This is a genomic window from Nocardioides sp. WJ219 (assembly GCF_058559815.1).
This window is the reverse complement of record NZ_JBZUJV010000011.1, coordinates 120,512-137,570: the sequence shown is the minus strand read 5'-3', so window position 1 is coordinate 137,570 and position 17,059 is coordinate 120,512. Positions and strand designations below refer to the sequence as shown.

18 protein-coding genes are annotated in these 17,059 nt (G+C 73.4%); 10 read left to right on the top strand and 8 right to left on the bottom strand.

What is annotated here, in order from left to right; translation table 11 throughout:
- The first annotated feature begins 36 nt into the window (after positions 1–36).
- From AC4MBH_RS21300 to AC4MBH_RS21290, 3 genes are read left to right on the top strand one after another with little or no spacing between them, the layout of a single operon-like run.
- Complete coding sequence (locus AC4MBH_RS21300) at positions 37–1,245, top strand: MFS transporter (RefSeq protein WP_491797412.1); 1,209 nt, start codon at positions 37–39, stop codon at positions 1,243–1,245.
- A gap of 15 nt (positions 1,246–1,260) precedes the next feature.
- On the top strand, positions 1,261–1,812 hold the full coding sequence (locus AC4MBH_RS21295; protein ID WP_491797411.1) for a SigE family RNA polymerase sigma factor: 552 nt from the start codon (positions 1,261–1,263) through the stop codon (positions 1,810–1,812).
- On the top strand, positions 1,809–2,939 hold the full coding sequence (locus AC4MBH_RS21290) for a hypothetical protein (protein WP_491797410.1): 1,131 nt from the start codon (positions 1,809–1,811) through the stop codon (positions 2,937–2,939). The genes AC4MBH_RS21295 and AC4MBH_RS21290 overlap by 4 nt, the downstream gene beginning before the upstream one ends.
- A gap of 28 nt (positions 2,940–2,967) precedes the next feature.
- On the opposite strand, the gene AC4MBH_RS21285 is transcribed toward AC4MBH_RS21290, so the two are convergent.
- Positions 2,968–3,588 carry a trimeric intracellular cation channel family protein gene (locus AC4MBH_RS21285; RefSeq protein WP_491797409.1) on the bottom strand — a complete coding sequence of 207 codons (621 nt, stop codon included), beginning with the start codon at positions 3,586–3,588 and terminating at the stop codon, positions 2,968–2,970.
- An 89-nt stretch (positions 3,589–3,677) separates the two neighbouring features.
- Here AC4MBH_RS21285 and sepH point away from each other — a divergent pair, with 89 nt between their 5' ends.
- Both sepH and AC4MBH_RS21275 read left to right on the top strand, forming a co-directional pair.
- Complete coding sequence (gene sepH, locus AC4MBH_RS21280; RefSeq protein WP_491797408.1) at positions 3,678–4,676, top strand: septation protein SepH; 999 nt, start codon at positions 3,678–3,680, stop codon at positions 4,674–4,676.
- Between the two features lie 190 nt (positions 4,677–4,866).
- Positions 4,867–6,852: an SDR family oxidoreductase gene (locus tag AC4MBH_RS21275; RefSeq protein ID WP_491797407.1), complete on the top strand. Its 1,986-nt coding sequence runs from the start codon at positions 4,867–4,869 to the stop codon at positions 6,850–6,852.
- 152 nt (positions 6,853–7,004) lie between these two features.
- On the opposite strand, the gene AC4MBH_RS21270 is transcribed toward AC4MBH_RS21275, so the two are convergent.
- Entirely contained in the window at positions 7,005–7,823 is an 819-nt protein-coding gene (locus tag AC4MBH_RS21270) for a sulfurtransferase (protein WP_491797406.1), read from the bottom strand.
- A gap of 53 nt (positions 7,824–7,876) precedes the next feature.
- Between AC4MBH_RS21270 and AC4MBH_RS21265 the strand changes: the two genes are divergently transcribed.
- The 5 genes from AC4MBH_RS21265 (at position 7,877) to AC4MBH_RS21245 (ending at position 11,335) form a co-directional block, all read left to right on the top strand.
- A complete protein-coding gene (locus AC4MBH_RS21265) occupies positions 7,877–8,830 on the top strand; it encodes a metal ABC transporter substrate-binding protein (protein ID WP_491797405.1) in 954 nt (317 codons plus the stop codon).
- Complete coding sequence (locus AC4MBH_RS21260) at positions 8,821–9,603, top strand: metal ABC transporter ATP-binding protein (RefSeq protein WP_491797404.1); 783 nt, start codon at positions 8,821–8,823, stop codon at positions 9,601–9,603. Before AC4MBH_RS21265 ends, AC4MBH_RS21260 begins: the two co-directional genes overlap by 10 nt.
- On the top strand, positions 9,600–10,610 hold the full coding sequence (locus AC4MBH_RS21255; RefSeq protein WP_491797403.1) for a metal ABC transporter permease: 1,011 nt from the start codon (positions 9,600–9,602) through the stop codon (positions 10,608–10,610). Before AC4MBH_RS21260 ends, AC4MBH_RS21255 begins: the two co-directional genes overlap by 4 nt.
- A 159-nt stretch (positions 10,611–10,769) precedes the next feature.
- Positions 10,770–11,207 (top strand): Fur family transcriptional regulator, encoded by a 438-nt coding sequence (locus tag AC4MBH_RS21250; RefSeq protein WP_491797402.1) that lies wholly within the window; start codon positions 10,770–10,772, stop codon positions 11,205–11,207.
- Positions 11,204–11,335 (top strand): hypothetical protein, encoded by a 132-nt coding sequence (locus AC4MBH_RS21245; protein WP_491797401.1) that lies wholly within the window; start codon positions 11,204–11,206, stop codon positions 11,333–11,335. Before AC4MBH_RS21250 ends, AC4MBH_RS21245 begins: the two co-directional genes overlap by 4 nt.
- Before the next feature lie 6 nt (positions 11,336–11,341).
- On the opposite strand, the gene AC4MBH_RS21240 is transcribed toward AC4MBH_RS21245, so the two are convergent.
- The 6 genes from AC4MBH_RS21240 to AC4MBH_RS21215 all read right to left on the bottom strand — a co-directional run bounded on the left by AC4MBH_RS21240 (position 11,342) and on the right by AC4MBH_RS21215 (position 16,980).
- A complete protein-coding gene (locus AC4MBH_RS21240) occupies positions 11,342–12,106 on the bottom strand; it encodes an isoprenyl transferase (protein ID WP_491797400.1) in 765 nt (254 codons plus the stop codon).
- A gap of 25 nt (positions 12,107–12,131) precedes the next feature.
- A complete protein-coding gene (gene recO, locus AC4MBH_RS21235; protein ID WP_491797399.1) occupies positions 12,132–12,860 on the bottom strand; it encodes a DNA repair protein RecO in 729 nt (242 codons plus the stop codon).
- Between the two features lie 86 nt (positions 12,861–12,946).
- Positions 12,947–13,804 (bottom strand): alpha/beta fold hydrolase, encoded by an 858-nt coding sequence (locus AC4MBH_RS21230; protein ID WP_491797398.1) that lies wholly within the window; start codon positions 13,802–13,804, stop codon positions 12,947–12,949.
- 85 nt (positions 13,805–13,889) lie between these two features.
- The gene (gene leuA / locus AC4MBH_RS21225; protein ID WP_491797397.1) at positions 13,890–15,614 is read right to left on the bottom strand and encodes a 2-isopropylmalate synthase; all 1,725 of its coding nucleotides are present in this window, start codon (positions 15,612–15,614) and stop codon (positions 13,890–13,892) included.
- 219 nt (positions 15,615–15,833) lie between these two features.
- Positions 15,834–16,169, bottom strand: coding sequence for a hypothetical protein (locus AC4MBH_RS21220; RefSeq protein WP_491797396.1), 336 nt, complete (start codon positions 16,167–16,169; stop codon positions 15,834–15,836).
- A gap of 538 nt (positions 16,170–16,707) precedes the next feature.
- On the bottom strand, positions 16,708–16,980 hold the full coding sequence (locus AC4MBH_RS21215) for a DUF6578 domain-containing protein (protein WP_491797500.1): 273 nt from the start codon (positions 16,978–16,980) through the stop codon (positions 16,708–16,710).
- Between the last annotated feature and the right edge of the window lie 79 nt (positions 16,981–17,059).

Here is a 17,059-nt window from a genome sequence, read left to right as displayed (position 1 = left end):
GTCGGCCCACGCCCGCGGGCCTATGCTCCCCCGGACATGCTCGACACGTACCGCCGCATCCTGGTCAAGCCGGGCGCTGCGCTGTTCTCCGCCACCGGCCTGGTGGCCCGGCTGCCGATCGCGATGGTCGGCCTCGGCATCGTCCTGCTCGTCGAGGCCGAGTCGGGGTCCTACGGCCTGGCCGGCTCGGTCTCCGGTGTCGCCCTGCTCGCCAACGCGGGCTGCGCCATCCTCCAGGCCCGCTGGATCGACCGGCTCGGGCAGTCGCGCGTGCTGCCGGTCGCGATCGCGCTGTGGGGCGTCGCGCTCGCCGCGCTGATGTGGTCGGTCGAGTCGGGGTGGCCGCTCGCGGCGACGTACGCGCTCGCGGCGGTCGCCGGGGCCTCGCTCCCCTCGGTCGGCTCGTGCGTGCGCGCGCGGTGGGCGCACGTGCTCACCCAGCACGCCGACCGGCAGACGGCGTTCGCCCTCGAGGCCGTCGCCGACGAGGCCGTCTTCATCACCGGGCCGATCCTGGTCACCGTGCTGGCCACGGCGGTCCACCCCGTCGCCGGTCTCGCCACCGCGCTGGTCGCCGGCGTCGCGGGCACCCTCGCGTTCAGCGCCCAGCGGGCCACCGAGCCGCCACCGCACCCGCCGGTCACCGACCGGCGCGACCGGGCGCGGATGCCGTGGGAGACCGTGGTCCCGCTCTCGGTGGCATCGCTCGCCCTCGGCACGCTGTTCGGCGCCGCCGAGGTCACGACCGTGGCGTTCACCGAGGAGCGTGGGGCCAAGGCGCTGGCCGGGGTGCTGCTGGCGCTGTGGGCGGCCGGCAGCCTGATCGCCGGCGTCCTCACCGGCGCGGTGACGTGGAAGCGCGCCGTGCTCGCCCGGCTGCGGATCGGGGCTGCGGCGATGACCGTCGCCATGGTGCCGCTGGTGCTCATCGACACCGTGTGGGTGATGGGTGCGGTGCTCTTCGTCGCGGGCTTCGCGATCGCGCCGACCCTGATCGCCACCATGTCACTGGCCGAGCAGGCGGTGCCGCCCTCGCGGCTGACCGAGGGCATGGCGTTCGTGCAGACCGGCATCGTCGCGGGCGTCGCACCCGGCGCCGCGCTCGCCGGCATCGTCGTCGACCACGCCGGGGCCTCGCCGGCCTACCTGGTCGCGGTCGGCGGCGGGGTCCTCGCGCTGGTGGCGAGCCTGGCCGTGCGGACGACCGCGGCGGCCCGGAAGGACGGCGACCCCGCTCACGCGTGAGGTCCCGAACCCGTCATGAGCCGTCTGTCCCGCGATCGCGCGGACTTCGCGGAGTTCGTCGCCGCGCGCTCCCCCGCGCTGCAGCGCGCGGCGTACCTCATGGTCGGCGACACCGGCCACGCCCAGGACCTCGTCCAGGAGGCCCTCACCAAGACCTACGTCGCCTGGCCCCGCCTGCACGACCTCGGCCACGCCGAGGCGTACACGCGCAGGGCGATCACCACCACCGCCATCTCCTGGTTCCGCCGCAGGTCGTGGCACGAACGCGCCGTCGAGCGCCTCCCCGAGCGGCCCGGTGGCCCCTCGGCCGTCGGCGACCACGCCGCCCACGTCGTGGAGCACGACGCGGTGTGGGCCGCGCTGCTCCAGCTGCCGGTGCGCCAGCGCACCGCCGTCGTGCTGCGCTACTACGAGGACCTCACCGAGGCCCAGACCGCCGATGCGATGGGCTGCAGCGTCGGTACCGTGAAGAGCCAGGTCTCGGCCGCCATGGCCAAGCTCCGCCGGCGGCTCGGCGACGACCCCGACCTCCTCCCCGCACCCGACCCGATGGGGACGACCCGATGACCGACCGGCTGCGCGAGACGCTGCACACCCGGGCCGACCAGGCCGGGTTCGCCCCCGTCGACCTCGACGCCGTGCGTGCCGCCGGCGACCGGGGCGTACGACGCCGCCGCGCCGCCGCGGTGACCGGCGGCGTCGCCGGGCTGGCCGCCGCGGCGGCCCTGACCGTCGTGCTCACCGGCCCCGACCCCGCCCGCACCTCGCCCGAGCCGGCCGACCCGTTCCCGACGGGCACCCGGACCCCGGCGCCGGTCTACGCCGTGGGCACGACGGTCGTCGACGGCGACCGGACGGTCGAGCTGGCGCGCCCGGTCGACCGGCTGGTCCGCACCCTCGACGGCTACGTCTACCTCTCATCAGGAACCGTCGCGGGCTACGCCGACGGCAGCGAGCGCGACCTCGGGTCGGCCGGCGACCCGGCCGGCCAGGACTACCCCGTGAGCCTGCTCCAGGCCGACCCCGACGGGCACGCCGCGGCCTGGATCGAGCGCGACGGCGACGCCGTCGACCTCGCCGTGGTGGACACCCGGACGCTCGAGACCACCCGCATCGCGCTCGACCCTCCCGCGACCGGCGAGCGCCTGAGCCTGCACGACGTCGACGGCGGGTCGGCGTACCTCGCCGACGGCCGCGGCGAGATCGTCCTCGACCTGGTGACCGGCGAGCACCGCCCCCACGACCTGGCCGTGGTCGACGTCGAGGCCGGGGTCGTGGCCGGCGTCCGCTCGTCGGCGCCCGCCGACGGGATCGTGCTCGCCGGCCCCGACGGCGAGGAGGGGCTCGGCTACGAGACCGCGGTCGTCCTCTCGCCCGACGGGCGCTACGTCGCGGCCGACGACATCGTCGGAGGCATCGCCATGACGCGAGGCAGCGCGACCGCCGCGGGACGCGGCGTCTACGACGCGCGCGAGGACCGCGTGGTCGACCTCGACCTGCGAGCGGCCGCGGCCGCGGCCCCGCAGGCCTTCTCCTACCTGGCCGGGTGGCTCGACGCGACGACCGTGATGGTCGTCCTCGAGCGGCCGGACCGGTCGGGCGCCGTCCACGCCTGCACGGTGCCGTCGGGTACGTGCACCGTGGTCGTCGACGACCTGCCGCCCGGGGCCGTGGTCGCGGGACGCACGCTCTGAGGCGACCGGCACGTGGGCCGCGGCCGGGTCAGACGCTGGCGGGACCCCGTGGCAACGGCGCCTGCCAGCCTCGCCACAGCGCCAGCAGCCGCCACACCAGGCAGACCAGCGCACCGGTGACCGCGACCGCGGCGAGCGGCAGCTCGGCCCGCACGCCGACGACGGTGACGGCGGCGCCGGCCAGGGCCGGCGTCGCGTAGAGCTCACCGCTGAAGATCACCGGCACCCGCCCGGCCAGCAGGTCGCGCAGCATGCCGCCGCCGATGCCGGTGACCATGCCGAGCAACGCCGCCGGCACGGGTCCGAGCCCGTGGTCGAGCGCCTTGAGCGCCCCCGCCACGCAGAACAGCGCGAGCCCGAACGCGTCGAAGACCGAGACCTGGCGCTCCATCCGGCCCAGCGCGCCGTGGCAGCAGAACGTCAGCAACCCTGCGGCGATCGGCACCAGGAGGTAGCGCCAGTCGGCCAGCGCCGCGGGTGGCGTCGCCCCGATCAGGACGTCGCGCAGGAAGCCGCCACCGAGACCCGTCGTACCGGCGAGGACGAGGGCCCCGAAGACGTCGAGGTCCTTGCGGACCGCGACGAGCGCGCCGGAGATCGCGAAGACGAAGATCCCGACGAGGTCGAGCGTGACGAGGGTGCCGGGCACGCTTCGACCTTAGGGCGCGCCGCCCCGGCTTCGTGCGACCGCTGGCGTAGGGTCGAGCGGACGACCGAGCGCACGGGATGGGGCACACGATGGAGAGGGCCGAGCAGGTCACGGCGACGCCCGGTCGACCCGCCGCGGACGACGCTCCCGCCCAGCCGCGGCAGGCCTCGCTCGCCCTCGCGGGCGTCAGCGACGACCGCGCGACGCTGCTCCTCGTCGACGACCACGGCGCGACGTACACGCTCCCCGTCACGCCCAGCCTCCGCGCCGCCCTGCGCGGCGATGCCTCACGTCTCGGCCAGTTGGAGATCACCATGGACAGCACCTTGCGACCACGCGACATCCAGGCCCGGATCCGGGCGGGAGAGTCGGCCGAGCAGGTGGCCCGGGCGGCCCAGACCAGCGTCGACAAGATCATGGCCTTCGTCGGTCCGGTCCTCGCCGAGCGGCAGCACGTCGCCGACCGCGCCCAGCGCGCCCACGTACGCCGTCCCACCGGCGAGGCCGGCACCTCCGGCGCCCAGGGCCGCACCCTCGGCGAGTCGGTCGAGGCCCACCTCCGCTCGCTCAACATCGACCCCGACGGCGTCGAGTGGGACGCCTGGCGACGCGAGGACGGCCGCTGGACGCTCGCGGCCGGCTACGCCCTGCCCGTGCGCACCGGCACCGCCCACCTGACCTTCGACCTCCCCGGCAACTACGTCGTCCTCGACGACGAGGACGCCCGCTGGCTGATCGGCGAGGTCGTGCCGTCGCCGGCCCCGGCCCGCGACGACCTCCAGCCGGTGCGCGAGCGCCGCCTGACCTCGGTCGCCGAGGACGAGCTGCCGCTGGGCGACGACGCCATCGAGCTGGTCTCCGACCCCGAGCCGGCCGACGACCCGGTCGAGGCCTTCCTCGACGACACCCCCGCCTCCGACGACCCCGCGCTGCGCGAGGAGGCCGTCGACGCGGCCGCCGCCGACCCCGACCCGGCACCCGCGCCGCAGGTCGAGGAGCCCGCCCGCCGTCCGGTCCAGAAGAAGAAGGGCCGCGCCTCGGTCCCGAGCTGGGACGAGATCATGTTCGGCGGGCCCGGCAACGACTGACCTGCGCGGTGGTCGAGACAGACGCTAGCGCGCCTTCCTCCACCACCGCCGGTTCCTCCGAGCCCGTCGCGGCAGCGTGGCGGACCCGTGCGGCGCCGCCGCAGCGGCTCGGGCCACCGCCCTCCTCGTGCGGCGGCGACGCCCGAACAGGCCGACGCGCTCGCGCCGATTGATCAGTAGGGTGCGGCGCATGGCCTACTTCGTGACCGGCGCCACAGGCTTCATCGGCCGCCACCTCGTCCAGGAGCTCGTCGACCACCGCGAGGGCGAGGTCTTCGTGCTGTGCCGGGCCGGGTCGATGCAGCGTCTCGAGACGCTGATGCGGGGGTGGGGCTCGGACCGGGTGGTCCCGGTGGTCGGCGACCTGGCCGACGACGAGCTGGGCGTCGACGCGCAGTGGGTGGCCGACCACGTCGGCGAGGTCGACCACTTCTTCCACCTCGCGGCGATCTACGACATGACCGCCGACGACGCGACCAACGAGACGCTGAACGTCGGCGGCACCCGCAACGCCGTCGCCCTCGCCGGTGCGCTGCAGGCCGGCTGCTTCCACCAGGTGTCGTCGGTGGCGGCGGCGGGCGACCACCGCGGTCACTTCGACGAGACCATGTTCGGCGAGGGGCAGCACCTGCCGTCGCCGTACCACCGCACCAAGTACGAGTCCGAGCGGATCGTGCGCGAGGAGAGCACCGTGCCGTGGCGGGTCTACCGGCCGGCGATCGTGGTCGGCCACTCCCAGACCGGCGCGATGGACAAGGTCGACGGCCCCTACTACTTCTTCCCGCTGATGAAGGCGCTGCGCGACGTGCTGCCAGCGTGGCTGCCGCTCGCGGGCGTCGACCTGGGCGAGACCAACGTCGTCCCGGTCGACTACGTCGCCAAGGCGATGGACCACCTCGCCCACCTGCCCGACCGCGACGGCGAGGCGTTCCACCTGGTCAACCCCGAGCCGCAGCCGACCGTCGAGCTGGTCAACCTGTTCTGCAAGGCGGCCGGCGCACCCCAGGTCGCCACCGTCGGGCCGCGGCTCCCGGTGCCGGCGGCCCTGCGCCCCGGCCGCGTGCTCACCGCGCTCGCCCGCCAGAAGCCGGCCCAGCTCGTGCTCGACCAGACCCTGGGGCGGCTCGGCATCCCGGCCGAGGTCGTGGCGCACACCGGCTTCTCCGCGGTCTTCGACTCCACCCGCACCGAGCGGGCCCTGGCCGGCTCGGGCATCGCGGTCCCCGACCTGGAGGGCTACGCCCGCACGCTCTGGGGCTACTGGGAGGAGAACCTCGACGAGTCCACCGGCCGCGACCCGCGGGTGCGCAACGCCCTGGCCGGCAAGCACGTCGTGATCACCGGCGCCTCCTCGGGCATCGGCCAGGTCACCGCGCTCAAGGTGGCCCAGGCCGGCGGCATCCCGGTCCTGGTCGCGCGCGGCAAGGACAAGCTGGAGGAGACCCGGGCCACGATCGAGCTGCGCGGCGGCACGGCCCACGTCTACCCGTGCGACCTGTCCGACCTCGAGGCCATCGACCGGCTCTGCGAGCAGGTCGATGCCGAGCTGCCGTCGGTCGACTTCGTGGTCAACAACGCCGGCCGCTCGATCCGCCGGTCGCTGCGGCTGAGCCAGGACCGCTTCCACGACTTCGAGCGCACCATGCAGCTGAACTACTTCGGCGCCATCCGGCTGGTGATGGGCTTGATGCCGGCGATGCAGCGCCAGAAGTCCGGCCACGTCGTCAACGTGTCCTCGATCGGCGTGCAGACCAACCCGCCGCGGTTCTCGGCGTACGTCGCCAGCAAGGCCGCCCTCGACTCGTGGAGCAACGTCGTCGCCTCCGAGGTGGTGGGCAACGGCATCACCTTCACCAACATCCACATGCCGCTGGTGCGGACGCCGATGATCGCGCCGACCAAGCTCTACGACAAGTTCCCCACCATCTCACCGGCCCAGGCCGCCGACACGGTGATCTCGGCGATGGTCGACCGGCCCCACGAGATCAACACCCTGCTCGGCAACGTCGGCGCCGTCGCCCACACCGTCGCCCCCAAGCTGGCGTTCCGGCTGCTCAACATGGCCTACCACGTCTTCCCCGACTCCGCCGCCGCCAAGGGCCAGGTGCCCGAGGGCGGCACCCGCGAGTCGGAGCAGATCATGCTCGCCAAGGTGTTCAAGGGCATTCACTGGTGACGCCGTCGCCATAGGGCGACCACCGCACGGTGGTCGAGCCGCGGGGACGGAGTCCCTGCGAGTCGAGACCCCCGCAGGGTGCCTTCCCTCGCCGGATCTCGACTCGGGCTCGCTGGCGCTCGCCCGGCTCGATCACCGTTGCCGGCGTTGCCTCAGCTGGTCTCCACCGGACGGGTCGGGTCGGCGACCCACCCGCTCCAGGAACCGGGGTACAGCGCGGCGCCGGGGAGGCCGGCGACCTCGAGGGCGAGCAGGTCGTGGCAGGCGGTGACGCCGGAGCCGCAGTAGACCGCGGCGTCGGAGCCGTCGGTGATCCCGGCGGCGGTGTAGACCTCGCGCAGCTCGGCGGGTGACCGGAACCGCCCGGCGGCGTCGAGGTTGCGCGCCGTCGGCACGTTGACGGCGCCGGGGACGTGCCCGGCCACCGGGTCGACGGGCTCGACCTCGCCGCGGTAGCGCTCCGGCGCCCGGGCGTCGACGAGCACGTCGACGTCGCCGACGTCGCTGGGCCCGATCACGGGCAGCCGGCCGGGTGTGGCCACGAGGTCGCCGGGCGGTGGCGACACGTCGCCCGTCTCGACGTCTCCCCCGTCGGCGACCCAGGCGGCGTACCCGCCGTCGAGCACCCGGACGTCGTCGTGGCCGTGGTGGCGCAGCAGCCACCAGCAGCGGCCGGCCGCGTGCGCCGACCAGTCGTCGTACACGACGACCGGGCGGTCGCGGCGCACGCCGCACCGCCGCATCGCGGCGGCGAACACCTCCGGGTCGGGCAGCGGGTGCCGGCCGCCAGGTCCGGGCGGCGCCGCGAGGTCGGCGTCGAGGTCGACGTACGCCGCCCCCGGCACGTGCCCGGCGGCGTGCTCCGACGCCCCGGGCGGGCCGCCCATCCGGTAGCGCACGTCGAGCACGGTGACGGACCCGAGCCGGGCACGGAGGTCGGGGGCGGAGATCAGCGGGGACACGAAGGCCATCCTGCCGCACCCCACTTTGACAATGATTCTCAGAAGCGGTGAGAATGGTTCTCATGCGACGACTTGCTGCCCTGGCCGCACTCCTCGCGGCCACCTCGGGCTGCGCCGCCTTCGGCGACGACACGACCGAGACCCAGGTCGCGGCGGCGTTCTACCCGCTCGCCTACGTCACCGAGCGGGTCGCCGGCGAGCACGCCGAGGTCGACAACCTCACCGCCCCCGGCCAGGAGTCGCACGACCTCGAGCTGACCATCCGCGAGACCGCCACCATCGCGGCCGCCGACCTCGTGGTCCACGAGGCGGGCTTCCAGCCGGCCATCGACGAGTCGGTGGCCCAGAACGCCACCGGCGAGGTCCTCGACGCGGCCGAGGTCGTCGGGCTGGTGCCCTTCGCCGAGCACGAGGAGCCCCACCACGAGGAGGAGGGCCACGAGGAGGAGGGCCACGAGGAGCCCCACCACGAGGACGACGGGCACGACCACGAGGGCGACCTCGACCCGCACTTCTGGCTCGACCCGCACCGGATGGCCGACCTCGGCGACGCCGTCGCGGACGCCCTGGCCGAGCTCGAGCCCGACCACGCCGACGACTTCGCCGACAACGCCGCCGAGCTGCGGGCCGACCTCGACTCCCTCGACGCGGCGTACACCGACGGCCTGGCCGAGTGCGAGCGGACGACGATCGTCGTCTCCCACGACGCGTTCGGCTACCTCGCCGAGTACGGCGTGGAGGTGGCGCCGGTGGCCGGCCTGTCCCCCGACGCCGAGCCGACCGTCGCCGGGATCGCCGACCTGCAGGAGCTGATCCGCGAGACCGGCATCACCACCGTCTTCAGCGAGCGGCTGGCGAGCCCGGCGTTCACCGACTCCCTGGCCCGCGACACCGGCGCGCGGACCGCGGTGCTCGACCCGATCGAGGGCCTGACCGACGAGACCACCGACGAGGACTACTTCTCCTTGATGCGGGCCAACCTCGACGCCCTGCGGGAGGCCAACGGATGCTCGTGAACCCCGTCGAGCTCACCGACGGCTCCGTGGCGATCGGGGGTCGTCCGGTGCTCCGCTGCGTCGACCTGACCGTGGCCGCCGGCGAGTTCGTCGCCCTGCTCGGGCCCAACGGGTCGGGCAAGTCCACGCTCGTGCGCGCCCTCACCGGGCTGCGCCCGCTGAGCAGTGGCCGGGTCTCGCTGTTCGGCACGTCCCTCGACTCGTTCCGCGACTGGCGTCGGATCGGGTTCGTCCCGCAGCGCAGCACCGCTGAGTCCGGCGTACCGGCGTCGGTGCGCGAGACCGTGGCCGCGGGCCGGCTCCCCCGCCGCCGGCTGCTGCGGCCGCTGGGCGCCGCCGACCGCCGCGCGATCGACGACGCGCTCGACCTGGTGGGGCTGACCGACCGCGCCGGCGACAGCGTCAGCACCCTCTCGGGAGGCCAGCAGCAGCGGGTGCTGATCGCCCGGGCTCTCGCCGGCGAGCCGGAGCTGTTCTTCCTCGACGAGCCGACCGCCGGCGTCGACGCCGCCAACCAGCTCGCGCTCGCCGACGCGCTGCGCCGGCTGCACGAGCGCGGCGCGACCGTCGTCCTGGTCGCCCACGAGCTGGGGCCGATCGCTCCCCTCGTCGACCGGACCGTGGTGATGCGCGACGGCCGGGTCGAGTACGACGGCCCGCTGCGCGACACCGACCTGAGCGCCCACGACCACCACCACCCCCACCAGGGCCCGGCCGCGCCGCGGTCGCACGCGCTGCGGGTCGCCTCGCCGCTCGACAGGCCCGGCCGATGAGCCCCGCCGAGCTGTTCAGCCTCCCGTTCATGCAGCGGGCCCTGCTGGCCGCGCTGTTCACCGGCCTCGCGGCGCCCGCGATCGGCACCTACCTGGTCCAGCGGCGGCTCGCCCTGATGGGCGACGGCATCGGCCACGTCGCCGTCACCGGCGTCGCGATCGGCCTGCTCACCGGGTGGTCGCCCACCTGGACCGCCGTCCTGGTGGCCACCGCCGGCGCGATCGCGATCGAGGTGGTGCGCGAGCGCGGCAACACCAACGGCGACGTCGCCCTGGCGCTGCTGTTCTACGGCGGCCTGGCCGGCGGCGTGCTGCTCACCGGGATCGGCGGCGAACCGGCCACCCGGCTGCAGGAGTACCTGTTCGGCTCCCTGCTCACCATCTCGGTGGGCGACGTGATCACCACGATGGTGCTGGCCTCGGTGGTCGTCGCGGTCTGCATCGGGCTGTCGCCCCAGCTGTTCGCGGTCTCCCACGACCGGGAGTTCGCCCGGGTCGCGGGGCTCGACGTCCGCGTCTACAACATGCTCGTGGCGGTGCTGGCCGCCGTCACCGTGACCGTGGCGATGCGCACCGTCGGACTGCTGCTCGTCTCGGCGCTGATGGTGGTGCCGGTGGCGACGTCGCAGCAGCTGAGCCGGTCGTTCCGGACCACCCTGTCCGGCGCGATGGTGGTCGGCGTCGTCGCCTCCGTCGGCGGCCTGGTCGTCGCCGCGTTCGGCTCCTACCGTGCCGACCTGTCACCGGGTCCGACGATCGTGCTGCTGGCCCTGGCGATGTTCGTCGTCACCTGGCCGGTCGGGCTCTGGCTCCGGCACCGCACCCGGCTGCGGGAGCCGTTCGCCGACGAACCGCCCGCCCACGAGGTGAGCCACGACCACGGCGAGCACGACCACGACCACGGCCCCACCTGTGGCCACCTCGCCGTGCCCCACGACGACCACGTCGACTACGTCCACGACGGCCACCGCCACGCGCAACACGGCGAGCACTATGACGAACACTAGTTGGCACGGCGCGAGCGCGTCGCCCGGTACCCGCGTCGTCGCCGCCCCGCCGAGGGCGGGGGTCACCGCCGCAGCGGCGACGCCACGCGCGGGCGCCGCGCTGCCGCGCGGGGTCGTCCGCCAGCCCTGCTCACCGTTGATCGCGATGGTGCGCGGCGCATGACCGACCAGGAATCGACGCCGTCGACGAGCAGGCCGGGCAACGGACGCACCCGGCAGCAGGCGGCCGTCGCTCGCGCGCTCGACTCCGACGTCTGCTTCCGGTCCGCCCAGGAGATCCACGCCCTGATCGAGCGCGACGGCGAGCCGGTGGCCCTGGCCACCGTCTACCGCACGCTGCAGCGGATGGCCGACGCCGGCGAGGTCGACGTCCTACGCGCCGAGGGCGGCGAGGTGACCTACCGGCGCTGCTCCGACACCCACCACCACCACCTGGTCTGCCGCTCGTGCGGCGCCACCGAGGAGGTCGAGGGGCCGGCGGTGGAGCGCTGGACGCAGGCCGTGGCGAGCGAGCACGGCTTCGTCGACGTCAGCCACACCCTGGAGGTCTTCGGGACCTGTGCCGCGTGCCGCCGGCGGCGTACCCTCGGCCCATGAGCCGCTTCGACACCCTGCCCGAGCCGGTCCGGCTCGAGGAGACCATCACCTCGCAGGACGTCGAGCACGCCGAGCCCGACACCGGCCAGGTCGTCGACGCCTGGCTGCTGCGCAACGCCGCCGGCTGAGCCGCCTCAGGCCCGCCCGTAGCGCCGGTCGCGCTCGGCGTATATCTCGATCGCCCGCCAGAGCGCGAGGCGGTCGACGTCGGGCCACAGGATGTCGGTGAAGACCATCTCGGCGTACGCCGCCTGCCAGAGCACGAAGTTGGAGAGCCGCTGCTCGCCGGAGGTGCGCCAGACCAGGTCGGCCTCGGCCTGCTCCGGCACGTAGAGGTGCTTGGCAAAGGTCCGCTCGTCGATGCGGTCGGGGTTGAGCCGGCCGGCCGCGACCTCCTGGGCGATCGACCGCGCCGCGTCGGCGAGCTCGGCGCGGCCGCCGTAGTTGACGCACATCGTGAGGGTGAGGACGTCGTTGTCGCGGGTCAGCTCCTCGGCGACCTGCAGCTCCTTGATCACCGACCGCCACAGCCGCGGCGCCCGCCCGGCCCACCGCACCCGCACCCCGAGCTCGTGCATCTCGTCGCGGCGCCGGCGGATCACGTCGCGGTTGAAGCCCATCAGGAACTTCACCTCGTCCGGCGAACGGGTCCAGTTCTCGGTGGAGAACGCGTACGCCGAGACCGCCTTGACGCCGATCTCGATGGCGCCCTCGACGACGTCGAACAGCGAGGACTCCCCCGCCTCGTGGCCCTTGGTGCGCGGCAACCCGCGGTCCTTGGCCCACCGCCCGTTGCCGTCCATCACGATGGCCACGTGCCGGGGCACCAGGTCCTTCGGGATCGCCGGGGGCCGAGCCCCCGACGGGTGCGGCGTGGGAGGCCGGACAGCGCGCTTCACGCGCTCACTCTAGGGAACCGCCCGGTCACCGCTCGACGTGCTCCCACGAGCGCAGCTGCCGCTCGAGGTGCCAGGTGAGGAACGCGGCGACCAGGCCGCTGGCCTCGCGCAGGTGCCGGTCGGCGGCGGCGTGGACGACGTCCCAGTCGCCGCAGAGCAGGGCGCCGAGGACGAGGAGGGTCTCGGGGGCCGGGGAGGCCGAGCCGGGCAGCCGGCAGGTGGAGCACAGCACGCCACCCATCGAGGGGTTGAACCACCGGTGCGGGCCCTCGAGGCCGCAGTGGGCGCAGTGCTCGAACGACGGCGCGTAGCCGGCCACGGCGAGCGAGCGGAGCAGGTAGGAGTCGAGGACCTGCAGCGGACGCCGGTCGGGCGCGGTGAGGGCGCGCAGGCCGCCGACGAGCAGGAGGAACTGCTGCAGCGAGGGTTCCTTCTCCTCGGTGACGAGCCGCTCGGCGGTCTCGAGCATCACCGTGCCGGAGGTGTAGCGGTCGTAGTCGGTGCCGAGGCCGGCGTGGAACAGCGACCGCGTCTCGGCCTGGGTGACGATGTCGAAGGTGCGTCCCTCGGCGAGCTGGAGGTCGACGTGGGTGAACGGCTCGAGCCGCGAGCCGAACTTCGACGTCGTCCGCCGCACGCCCTTGGCGACCGCCCGGACCCGCCCGTGGTGGCGGGTCAGCAGGGTGATGATGCGGTCGGCCTCCCCCAGCTTGTGGGTGCGCAGCACGACCGCCTCGTCGCGGTAGAGAGGCACCCGCCCATCGTGCCACCCGGCACCCTCTCCGACCGGGTGACGTGCCGGGGCCAGGTGTCCGACCTGGCGTCTGATCAGGCGTCTGGTCAGGCGGTCGTGTCCCGGGCGTCCCGCACGCCCTGGGGCGTCCAGCAGTCGAGGGCGAACTCGGCCGCAGCGCGGTCGAGCCGCTCGGGCGCGACCCGCCACTCGAGGATGCTGCGGGCGCGCACGAACGTCGCCCCGGGCATCTCCTCGGCCAGCATCGCGGCGTCGGCGGCGGGGTGGATCGGGTCGGACGGGTGCCCCACCACGAGCGCCGGCACGGTCATCGCGCGGCGCGTGCGCGACGGCGGCGCGACCCGGCCGAAGAACAACCCGTGCACCACGGCGGCCATCGAGTCGGCGCGCTGGTTGCAGGTGTCCAGCGCGATGCCGGCCCAGAACGGCACGACGCCCCGCGGCACCAGGCGGGTGACGCGGCGTACGCCGTTGACGGTGAAGGGCAGGAACCGGGCCGCGAACAGCAGCGGGGCGAACGCCACGATCCCGGCTGTCACCGCGTTGTCGAGCACCGGCATCTCCAGGACGAGCCCGCGCACCCGCTCGGGCGCCAGCGCCGCGACCTCGAGCGAGACGTTGGCGCCCAGCGACGTGCCGCCGATGACCGCCTGGTCGGCCCCGAGGTGGTCGAGCAGCGCGACGACCTGCTCGCCGAACGCGGTCGTGGAGTAGGCCAGCGGGTCCGCCGGCCGGTCGGAGCGACCGTGCCCGAGCAGGTCGAGCGTGACGACGTGGAGCCCCTCGGCGGCGAGCGCCCGGGCCAGCGGCTGATGCATCCGGCGCGGCATCAGCTGGCCGTGCAGCAGGACGACCCAGGCCTCGCCGCCGCCGTACTCGGTGTACTCCAGGCGGTCGCGACCGGCCCCGTTGTCGAGGAAGAACTGCCCGATCCGCTCAGTCACCACCATTCTCGAAGATTACGCGAGCGCGTCGCCGTCGACGTGGCCCGTGCAAGCGATGGCCTGCCGGCGTACGCAGTCCTGTCGGTCAGCGCGCAGCCCGGTTGACCGCGCTGAGCACCGCCCGCAGCGAGGCGGTGACGATGTTGTGGTCGAGCCCGACGCCCCACAGCACCTGGTCGCCGACGGCGCACTCGACGTACGCCGCCGCGAGGGCGTCGCCGCCCTCGCTGAGCGCGTGCTCGTGGTAGTCGAGGACGCGGACGTCGAGGTCGTGGGGCAGCGCGTTGATCGCGTTGACGAACGCGGCGATCGGGCCGTTGCCGACCGACTCGAGCGTCTGCAGCGCGCCGTCGACGTAGACGTTGACGGTGAGCGCGTCCTTCTCGCCGGCGGCCGAGCTGGTGTGCACCGAGTCGAGCCGGAGCGGCGTCTCGCGGTCGAGGTACTCGGCGCGGAACGCCGCCCAGATCTCGGCGGGGGTGACCTCGCCGCCCTCGCTGTCGGTCACCTGCTGGATAGTGCGGCTGAACTCGATCTGCGCGCGGCGGGGCAGGTCGAGCTTGTGCTCGGTCTTGAGGATGTAGGCCACGCCACCCTTGCCGGACTGGCTGTTGACCCGGATCACGGCCTCGTAGGAGCGGCCGACGTCCTTGGGGTCGATGGGCAGGTAGGGGACGGCCCACGGGTGCTGGTCGACGGGGTGACCCGCGGCGGCGGCGTCGCGCTCGAGCGCCTCGAAGCCCTTCTTGATGGCGTCCTGGTGACTGCCGGAGAACGCCGTGTAGACGAGGTCGCCGCCGTAGGGGTGCCGCTCGGCGACCGGCAGCTGGTTGCAGTACTCGACCGTGCGGCGGACCTCGTCGATGTCGGAGAAGTCGATCTCGGGGTCGATGCCCTGGGTGAACAGGTTCAGGCCGAGGGTGACCAGGCAGACGTTGCCGGTGCGCTCGCCGTTGCCGAACAGGCAGCCCTCGATCCGGTCGGCGCCGGCGAGGTAGCCGAGCTCGGCGGCCGCGACCGCCGTACCGCGGTCGTTGTGGGGGTGCAGGGACAGCACGACGTGCTCGCGGTGGGCGAGGTGCCGGTCCATCCACTCGATCGAGTCGGCGTAGACGTTGGGCGTGGCCATCTCGACGGTGGCCGGCAGGTTGATGATCACCGGCTTGTCGGCGGTGGGCTCGAAGACCTCGAGCACCTCGTTGCAGACGCGGACCGCGAACTCGAGCTCGGTGCCGGTGTAGGACTCGGGGCTGTACTCGTAGAAGACCTGGGTCTCCGGGATGCCCTCCTCGTACTTCTTGCACAGCCGGGCGCCCTGGACGGCGATGTCGGCGATGCCGTCCTCGTCGAGGCCGAAGACCACGCGGCGCTGCAGCGTCGAGGTGGAGTTGTAGAGGTGGACGATCGCCTGCTTGGCGCCCCGGATCGCCTCGTAGGTGCGCTCGATGAGCTCCTCACGGGCCTGGGTGAGCACCTGGATGACGACGTCGTCGGGGATCAGGTCCTCGTCGATCAGCTGGCGGACGAAGTCGAAGTCGGTCTGGCTGGCGCTGGGGAACCCGACCTCGATCTCCTTGTAGCCCATCTGCACCAGCAGCTTGAACATCGTCAGCTTGCGGGCGGGCGACATCGGGTCGATGAGGGCCTGGTTGCCGTCGCGCAGGTCGACCGCGCACCAGCGCGGTGCCTTCTCGATGCGCTTGGTGGGCCAGGTGCGGTCGGCGAGGTCGACGGGGATGAACGGCTCGTAGCGCGAGTACGGCATCCCGCTCGGCTGCTGCGGGTTGTGCTCGTGGAAGGTGCTGGTCATGGCTGCTGCTCCTGATCGTGGGCTGGTCTGCCGGCGCACGTGACCACTCCGCAGCGAGGAGGTCGGCGGCCTAGTCGGCGTGGGCCTCGCTGCGGCAGCGAAGGAGGAGTCGGCGCATCGTCATGACGCAGCCACTCTAACGCCCCACGGCCGGCCGCGCAGATGGAGCCCAGAGTCCGGGCGCCGTCGTAGCCTCGTCATCCAGACCGGCTCCCATGCTCAGCCGAGGGGCGTCGTAGGCAGAGGGACGGTGAGCGGGCCTCGTCGGTCCCGAACGTACCTCTCGTGGTCGATGAAGTGGTGTCTGCGACCGAGGTAGTGCGGGTAGTGCTCGAAGTGCCACCGGCAGCCCTCGATGAAGACCTCGTGGTCCGTCAGTCCGAGCCGAGCGCACAGCCGGTCGAATTCCTCGAGGCCGGTCATCATCTCGTCGCACTCGGCGGGCGTCGCTGCGGTTGCGCCGTAGAGGACACCTGCTGGGAGCTCGTGGACGGCTCCCCACAGCCAGTTCAGGTGCCACTTGTAGCGAGTGGTGTCGCCGGTCGGCGAAGACATGGGCCGATGCTAGGACGGCAGCGCCCGTCCGAACCGACCGATCACGTCCCGAGCTGCGCGCTACTGCCGATGTACGGCCGCTCCTGGCCAGGAGGCCTGGGGCTGGCCTGCGCGATCGTGTCGACGCCGCCCTGTCCGACGAGACGGCCGCCCGTTTTCACCGATAGCCCTCTCGTGCCGATGGTCGGGTGCACCCGAACGGCACAGGAACACTGGGAACCGGGTCCGGGGCTCGACACGTCTACTCCGACGTGACTGAAGGTCGGCGCGGCACTCTCCTAGTTCGGGCGGCCCTGGTGGGCGTGCTTCTCTCGGCGTGCGGCGAAACGAGTCCGTCTGGCTCGGACGATGCCCAGCCCGCGACAGATGCTGGTAGCGCCGCGGCCGTCAGTCCTGCGAACGACCTCGGGCTCTCGTGCCCCAGCGGCGAGATGTCAGAGACTGACGGCGGATACCTCCTGGAACAGCCTGACGGACTCCCGACGCGCGAAGAGGCCGTCGAGGCATGGTTGCGGGATTCGCCGTTCACCGGACACACCTACCGAATCCCCGAAGACAGCAAGCACGCTTTCGTCCTGCGCGCAGACGGGTCGAGCGTCGCCCGGCTCGACTTCCTTCGAAGTTCCGGTTTCACGGTGCACGGTGTTCTGAGCTGCCTGGACTGACCATCAGGAGGAAGCGAGCAGCGGCACACCCCGCGATCCCGCGTCGAGCGTCCACACAGAGATCCCGATCGTGGCCACCGTCCGTCACCGACGGCGAACGGGTCGCCGCAGCACTGCATCTGCCAACCGTCGACCCAGCCGAGCACGGACACGCTGACAGGGTTGCGCCGGGGACGCGGGCTCCGGCCGACCGTGCCGCCCGCGCGGGGGTCGGCGCCTAGGGTT